We start from the raw sequence: 5,492 nt of genomic DNA on the forward strand, positions 1-5,492 counted from the left end.
AATTCCACAGAATACATCTCCCGACCCTCAGCTTCCGCCTCGGGTGTCAGAATGGCGGAATTTTACTCCGCGACGGTCAGGTAATCCCACCGTTTCCGTGGCCCAGTTTGCCTCCGAGATTCACAGCCGCTGCTACCGCATCGAGGAAACTGGTGGGCTCGTACGCCTGTCGAAGGCCTCGCTTGCGGGCTCGGAGCTGCTCAGCTCCACGAAAGGTGCGGCTAGCCCGGTGCTGGCGGAGTTCCTGGCGGGGCGAAATTAGGTCCTGCGCCGGACGGTTCATCGACCTGCCCGGCGACAGCAGATGCTGCGGCTTGTCTTGACAAGGCAATGCAAATGCATTACCTATCGCGGGCAGCAAAGCCCCTTTTCTTCAGGAGACTGCCATGACAGCCCTCGCACAAGATGTCTCGAAACTCACGGATCGGTATCAGACGACCGTGCCGGCGGGTGTGCGCAAACAGCTCAAGCTGGGCAAGGGCGACCAGATTCGTTACTGCACCGAGCCGAGTGGCAGGGTCTATATCGAGCCCGTGCGCAGCGACGAGGAAGATCCCGTGCTCGGAGCCTTTCTCGATTTTGTCGAGGCCGATATCAAGGCGCATCCGGACCGCATTCGGGCTTTCGATGGGGCTTTGCATGACCGTCTTGCAGCACTGGTCGGAGACGTTGATGTCGATCTCGATGCGCCGCTATCGCTCGAGGATGAATGAGCGGCGATAGCGTGCCCGCCCAAGCGCCCCTTGTCGTGAATGGATGGTCGATTTATGCGCACCCACTCTTTCTGGACCAGCTCGAAGGGCTGGTCGAGGAGGTAGAGGCGCGTAAGGCTCGCGATCCCAAGACCTGGCACAAGAAAAACCCAACGAAACGGCTGGCCGCCATCTTCAAGCTGGTCACCGAGGCCATACCTGCAGATCCGGGTGCCGCCGCTTTCCGGCAAGGCGGCACACTAGGCGATCACCGCAAGCACTGGTTCCGGGCGAAATTCTTCCAGCAGTATCGGTTGTTCTACCGGTTCAACAGCGATGCGAAGGTCATCGTGGTGGCATGGGTGAACGACGACAAGACCCTGCGCGCCTATGGCAGCAAGACGGATGCCTATGCGACGTTCAAAGGGATGCTGGAAGATGGCAACCCACCTGACAATTTCGACGCGCTCTTGAAAGAAGCTGCAGCGGCAGGCAAGCGGTTCGAGAAATCCCTTGAAGCGGTGCCCGATCGGTAAGTGGGCCAGCTTGCTATGACCCTTTGGCATTATCATTTACGACGCCACGCTCGAAGATGTAGCATCGGCTGATAATGCGGTCGGAGAAAGCACAATGAATGAGACGGAAAAGGATAGGCAGCACCTCGGTCTAGAGGAGCAATGCGCGCCTGACCTGACGGGGCACCGTTTCCCAATTGCTGTGCGCGTTGCAGACATGCCCGATGACCTCGGCAAGCTGCTGGATATCGGGCTCGAGGAGCATTTCCGTGGCCGCTGAAGCGAATTCTTATGACACGTGGTTTTGCGCGCAGGTGCAGGCCACGCTGGAGGATGCACGCTCGGGAACATCTCAGGTTCAGGTGATGCAGGCCGCACAGGCATTGATTGATGCGAAGCGGCAGGTCGAACCCAAGTCCTGACCAAGCCTTGGAGGTCAGCGCGGTCTGACTACGTCACCCTGAAAAGCGAAAGCGGGCTTTTTGTCCTTTGGAACTCAGACCCTGATCCAAAGGAAAATCCCCATGTCCAAACCCAGAACGGCCAACCCGGCTCTCGCAATCTCCGAAGCCGATCTCGCCTCTGCCCTCGCGCAAATCGGCACGGAGGTCGATGACCAGCCCCTGCGCAGTTCAGCGCTCGCGCGTATCATGCGCGAGACGTTTCATGGCAGCGATGCCGGTGGCGCCTGGGACTGGCGCATGGCCTATGACATGATGCAGGCAGCGGCCATCCAGGTGCTTCTGCGTGGGGCCGGTGCCACAGCAGACATCGCCAACGCAAAACTCCTCGCCTCACGTCTCCTTACGGAAACCCGCCGGTCAGAGCAGCAGATCCGTCTGCAGCAGTTTTCCACGCCGCTGGCATTCGCGACCATGGCGGTGCGGGCCGCGGCGATCCGCAAGGGCGAGACCGTTCTGGAGCCCTCGGCGGGCACCGGTGCACTGGCCGCTTTTGCCGCCTGGGCCGGTGCTACGCTTTTGCTCAACGAGATCGACCCCTTTCGCCAGCGCCTCCTGCGCGCGGTTTTCGGCGGCGAGGTGACGGGCCATGACGGCGAGCATATCGATGATCTGCTGCAGACGCCGGTTCTACCCGACGTCGTGGTGATGAACCCGCCCTTCGCCTCCTCGGTCGATCGCTCCCGAGACAAGCACATCGCCGCCAAGCATCTCATCGCTGCTGCAAAGCGCCTGGCACCCGGCGGGCGGCTTGTGGCGATCATGCCGCCGGGATTCACGCCCGAACGCGATGCCGCGCATTGGTCCCGCGCCTGTGGTTTGCTCACGCCGCGCTTGGCGTTGACGATGCCGGGGCAGGTCTACCGCAAGCTCGGCACCTCTGTCGAAACCCAGCTGATGGTCTTTGACAAGGTGCAGGAGGACGGCGAAATGATCCGCGTCCCTGTGCGGGATCTGGATGAAGCCTTGGCATATGTCGATGCCGTGGCCGCAACACGGACCGAGATGCGCCCGGCCCAACGGGTTGAAGCGATCCCTCATGCTCGACCGACCGTTCCATCATCTGCCCCACGCAAGACCGCCGCTGCGCCTGTCGCCCCCTCCAAACCCCGGGCCAATGCCGTCCGTCCGCTCAGCTTCACAAGCTTTGAGACCCCTCGCGACAACACGCCCATCTCGGACATCTATGCGCGCTACCGGCCGCAGCGGATCGAGATCGCAGGTGCACAGGAACATCCCACGCCGCTCGTTGAAAGCATCGCCATGGCCTCGGTTGCCCCGCCCATGCCCTCAAACACGGGCGGTAATGACTTGCGCCTGCCCGCCCGACTGATCGAAGAGGGACACCTCTCCGAGGCGCAACTTGAGACCATCATCATGGCCAATGATGCCCATGGGCGCGACTTGCCGGGGCGTTTTACCATCGATGACGACCAGACAAAGCTGACGCGTGCCGATGATGACCCGGATGCGCGTGCCTATCGCCTCGGCTACTTCCTCGGTGACGGCACCGGCTGCGGCAAGGGTCGGGAATGTGCGGGGCTGATCCTCGCGGGATGGCTCGCCGGACGCCGTAAGGCCGTCTGGGTCTCGAAGTCCGCCACGCTCATCGAGGACGCCATCCGCGACTGGACCGATCTCGGCGGCTCGCCTGCCGATATCCAGCCGCTTTCCAAATGGAAACCCGACCAGCCCATCCCCATGGGCGACGGCATCCTCTTCGTCACCTACGCCACGCTGCGGTCCGCGGGCAAATGCGGCACCACACGGCTGAGCCAGGTCCTCGACTGGATGGGCGCGGGGTTCGATGGTGTTCTGGCTTTCGACGAAGCCCATGCCATGCAGAACGCGGCCGGGTCTGAGCAGGGCAGGGGGGTCAAACCCTCCCAGCAGGGCCTTGCGGGCCTGCGGCTGCAACTGGCCGCACCGCGTGCTCGCGTCTTTTACATCTCGGCCACGGGTGCCACGAGCGTACACAACCTCGCCTATGCCGCGCGGCTGGGGCTCTGGGGGCAGGGCCCAGAATACCCCTTCCCGAGCCGCGAAAGTTTCGTCTCGGCGATGGAGGCGGGCGGCGTCGCTGCCATGGAGGTGGTCGCGCGCGACCTCAAGACACTCGGGCTCTACACGGCCCGCGCGCTCAGCTTCGATGGGGTGGAATATGACGTGCTGGAACATGCACTGACCCCGGCCCAAACCGAGATCTACGACGCTTATGCGGGTGCGTTTCGCACGATCCACCACAATCTCGAGGCAGCCCTGACCGCCACCGGTGTCAATGACGCTTCCGGCGAGACCAACGCCTCCGCCGCACGCGCCTCGGCCAAGTCCCGCTTCGAGAGCACGAAACAACGGCTCTTCAATCATCTCCTAATGGGCATGAAGGCCCCGAGCATCGTCCGTGCCATCGAGGAAGATCTGTCGGCAGGCAAGGCTTGCGTCATCCAGGTGGTCTCGACGGGTGAGAGTCTGCTGAAACGCCGGCTTGAGACGATGGATCCGGAGGATGAACTCGTTGAGGGTGCCCTGACGCCTCGCGACTACGTGCTGGGTTATCTTGAGCAGGCCTTCCCGATCCATGCGCAAAAGCTGGTCGAGATCGACGGCAACATGGTGGCTGAGCCTTTGCGGGATGAGACCGGCGCGCTGGTCGTCTCGCGCGAGGCGCTCGCCTTGCGCGATGCGGCAATAATGGAACTGATAACACTGGCACCGATCCCCTCGGCGCTCGATCAGATCCTCTGGGCCTTCGGCGACGAGGCCGTGGCGGAGGTGACCGGGCGCTCGATCCGGCCACTGAAGGCCGACGATGGCCATCTCTTCATCGAGAAGCGGTCGGCCAGCAGCAATTCCTCCGAGACCCAAGCCTTCATGGAAGGCGAGAAGAACATCCTGATCTTCTCCGATGCGGGTGGCACAGGCCGCTCCTATCATGCGGCGCAAACGGCGAAGAACCAGAAGCGGCGACGGCATTACCTGCTGGAGCCCGGCTGGCGCGCCGATGCGGCCATTCAGGGGCTGGGCCGCACGCATCGTTCGGCCCAGATCAGCGCGCCCTTCTTCCGGGTCTGCACCTCGGATGTGCATGGCGAAAAGCGTTTCACCTCGACGATTGCCAAGCGCCTCGACCAGCTGGGGGCCTTGACCAAGGGCCAGCGCGAGACCGGCTCGCAAGGCATGTTCCGCGAGGAGGACAATCTCGAAAGCCCGATCGCGCGGGCGGCGCTGCGTGGGTATTTCGCCGATCTTGCCGCCGGGCGCGCTGAGGCGATGAGCTACGAGAGCTTCACCGACTGGACAGCTCTGCGGCTGATCGACAAGGACGGGGTGCTGCTCGAAGAGCTTCCCCCGATCCAGCGGTTTCTCAACCGGGTGCTGGCGCTGCCCATCCACATGCAGAACGCGCTCTTTGCCGAGTTCATGGCGAGAATATCTGACCAGACGGAACGGGCGCGCGCGGCGGGCACGCTTGATCTCGGCGTGGAAACCCTGCGCGGCGAAAAGATCGAGCAGGTTTCCACGGAGGATCTCTGGACCTGCCCGAAATCCGGTGCCGTGACGCGGATCATCGGGCTCAAGGTGACGGACCCGGTCCATGTCCTGGGCGCCGAAGAGGCCATATCTCGCAATCCGGACAAGCTGCCGATGGTCAATCGCGCCTCCGGTCGCGCGGCGCTCATCTCGGCGCGGCCCATGCATGTGAATCTCGGAGGCAAACTGGGCCACGGAAACGGTGGGATTACCTGACCGTCGCGGAGTAAAATTCCGCCATTCTGACACCCGAGGCGGAAGCTGAGGGTCGGGAGATGTATTCTGTGGAATTG

5 protein-coding genes and 1 pseudogene are annotated in these 5,492 nt (G+C 62.7%); all 6 read left to right on the forward strand.

Features of this window, described 5'->3' with window-relative positions; translation table 11 throughout:
• Positions 1 to 127: 127 nt before the first annotated feature.
• A pseudogene (locus tag D4754_RS24720) lies at positions 128 to 262 on the forward strand (DUF6927 domain-containing protein); the annotation flags it as partial.
• Between the two features lie 124 nt (positions 263 to 386).
• A complete protein-coding gene (locus D4754_RS23525) occupies positions 387 to 713 on the forward strand; it encodes a type II toxin-antitoxin system PrlF family antitoxin (protein WP_005668772.1) in 327 nt (108 codons plus the stop codon).
• A complete protein-coding gene (locus D4754_RS23530) occupies positions 710 to 1,228 on the forward strand; it encodes a type II toxin-antitoxin system YhaV family toxin (protein WP_024099306.1) in 519 nt (172 codons plus the stop codon). Before D4754_RS23525 ends, D4754_RS23530 begins: the two co-directional genes overlap by 4 nt.
• A 94-nt stretch (positions 1,229 to 1,322) precedes the next feature.
• Positions 1,323 to 1,487 carry a hypothetical protein gene (locus D4754_RS24200; RefSeq protein WP_009819683.1) on the forward strand — a complete coding sequence of 55 codons (165 nt, stop codon included), beginning with the start codon at positions 1,323 to 1,325 and terminating at the stop codon, positions 1,485 to 1,487.
• Entirely contained in the window at positions 1,477 to 1,629 is a 153-nt protein-coding gene (locus tag D4754_RS23535; RefSeq protein WP_024099307.1) for a hypothetical protein, read from the forward strand. Before D4754_RS24200 ends, D4754_RS23535 begins: the two co-directional genes overlap by 11 nt.
• Positions 1,630 to 1,731: 102 nt before the next feature.
• The gene (locus tag D4754_RS23540; protein WP_240453998.1) at positions 1,732 to 5,415 is read left to right on the forward strand and encodes a strawberry notch family protein; all 3,684 of its coding nucleotides are present in this window, start codon (positions 1,732 to 1,734) and stop codon (positions 5,413 to 5,415) included.
• Positions 5,416 to 5,492 lie beyond the last annotated feature (77 nt).

Origin of the sequence: Chachezhania antarctica, assembly GCF_003646465.1 — a bacterium.
GTDB lineage: Bacteria > Pseudomonadota > Alphaproteobacteria > Rhodobacterales > Rhodobacteraceae > Chachezhania > Chachezhania antarctica.

What these genes read in the sequence shown, in the direction of transcription:
- D4754_RS23530 (WP_024099306.1), top strand. Translation starts at nt 710, where the DNA reads ATGAGCGGCGATAGCGTGCCCGCCCAAGCGCCCCTTGTCGTGAATGGA.
- D4754_RS23525 (WP_005668772.1), top strand. Translation starts at nt 387, where the DNA reads ATGACAGCCCTCGCACAAGATGTCTCGAAACTCACGGATCGGTATCAG.
- D4754_RS23540 (WP_240453998.1), top strand. Translation starts at nt 1,732, where the DNA reads ATGTCCAAACCCAGAACGGCCAACCCGGCTCTCGCAATCTCCGAAGCC.
- D4754_RS24200 (WP_009819683.1), top strand. Translation starts at nt 1,323, where the DNA reads ATGAATGAGACGGAAAAGGATAGGCAGCACCTCGGTCTAGAGGAGCAA.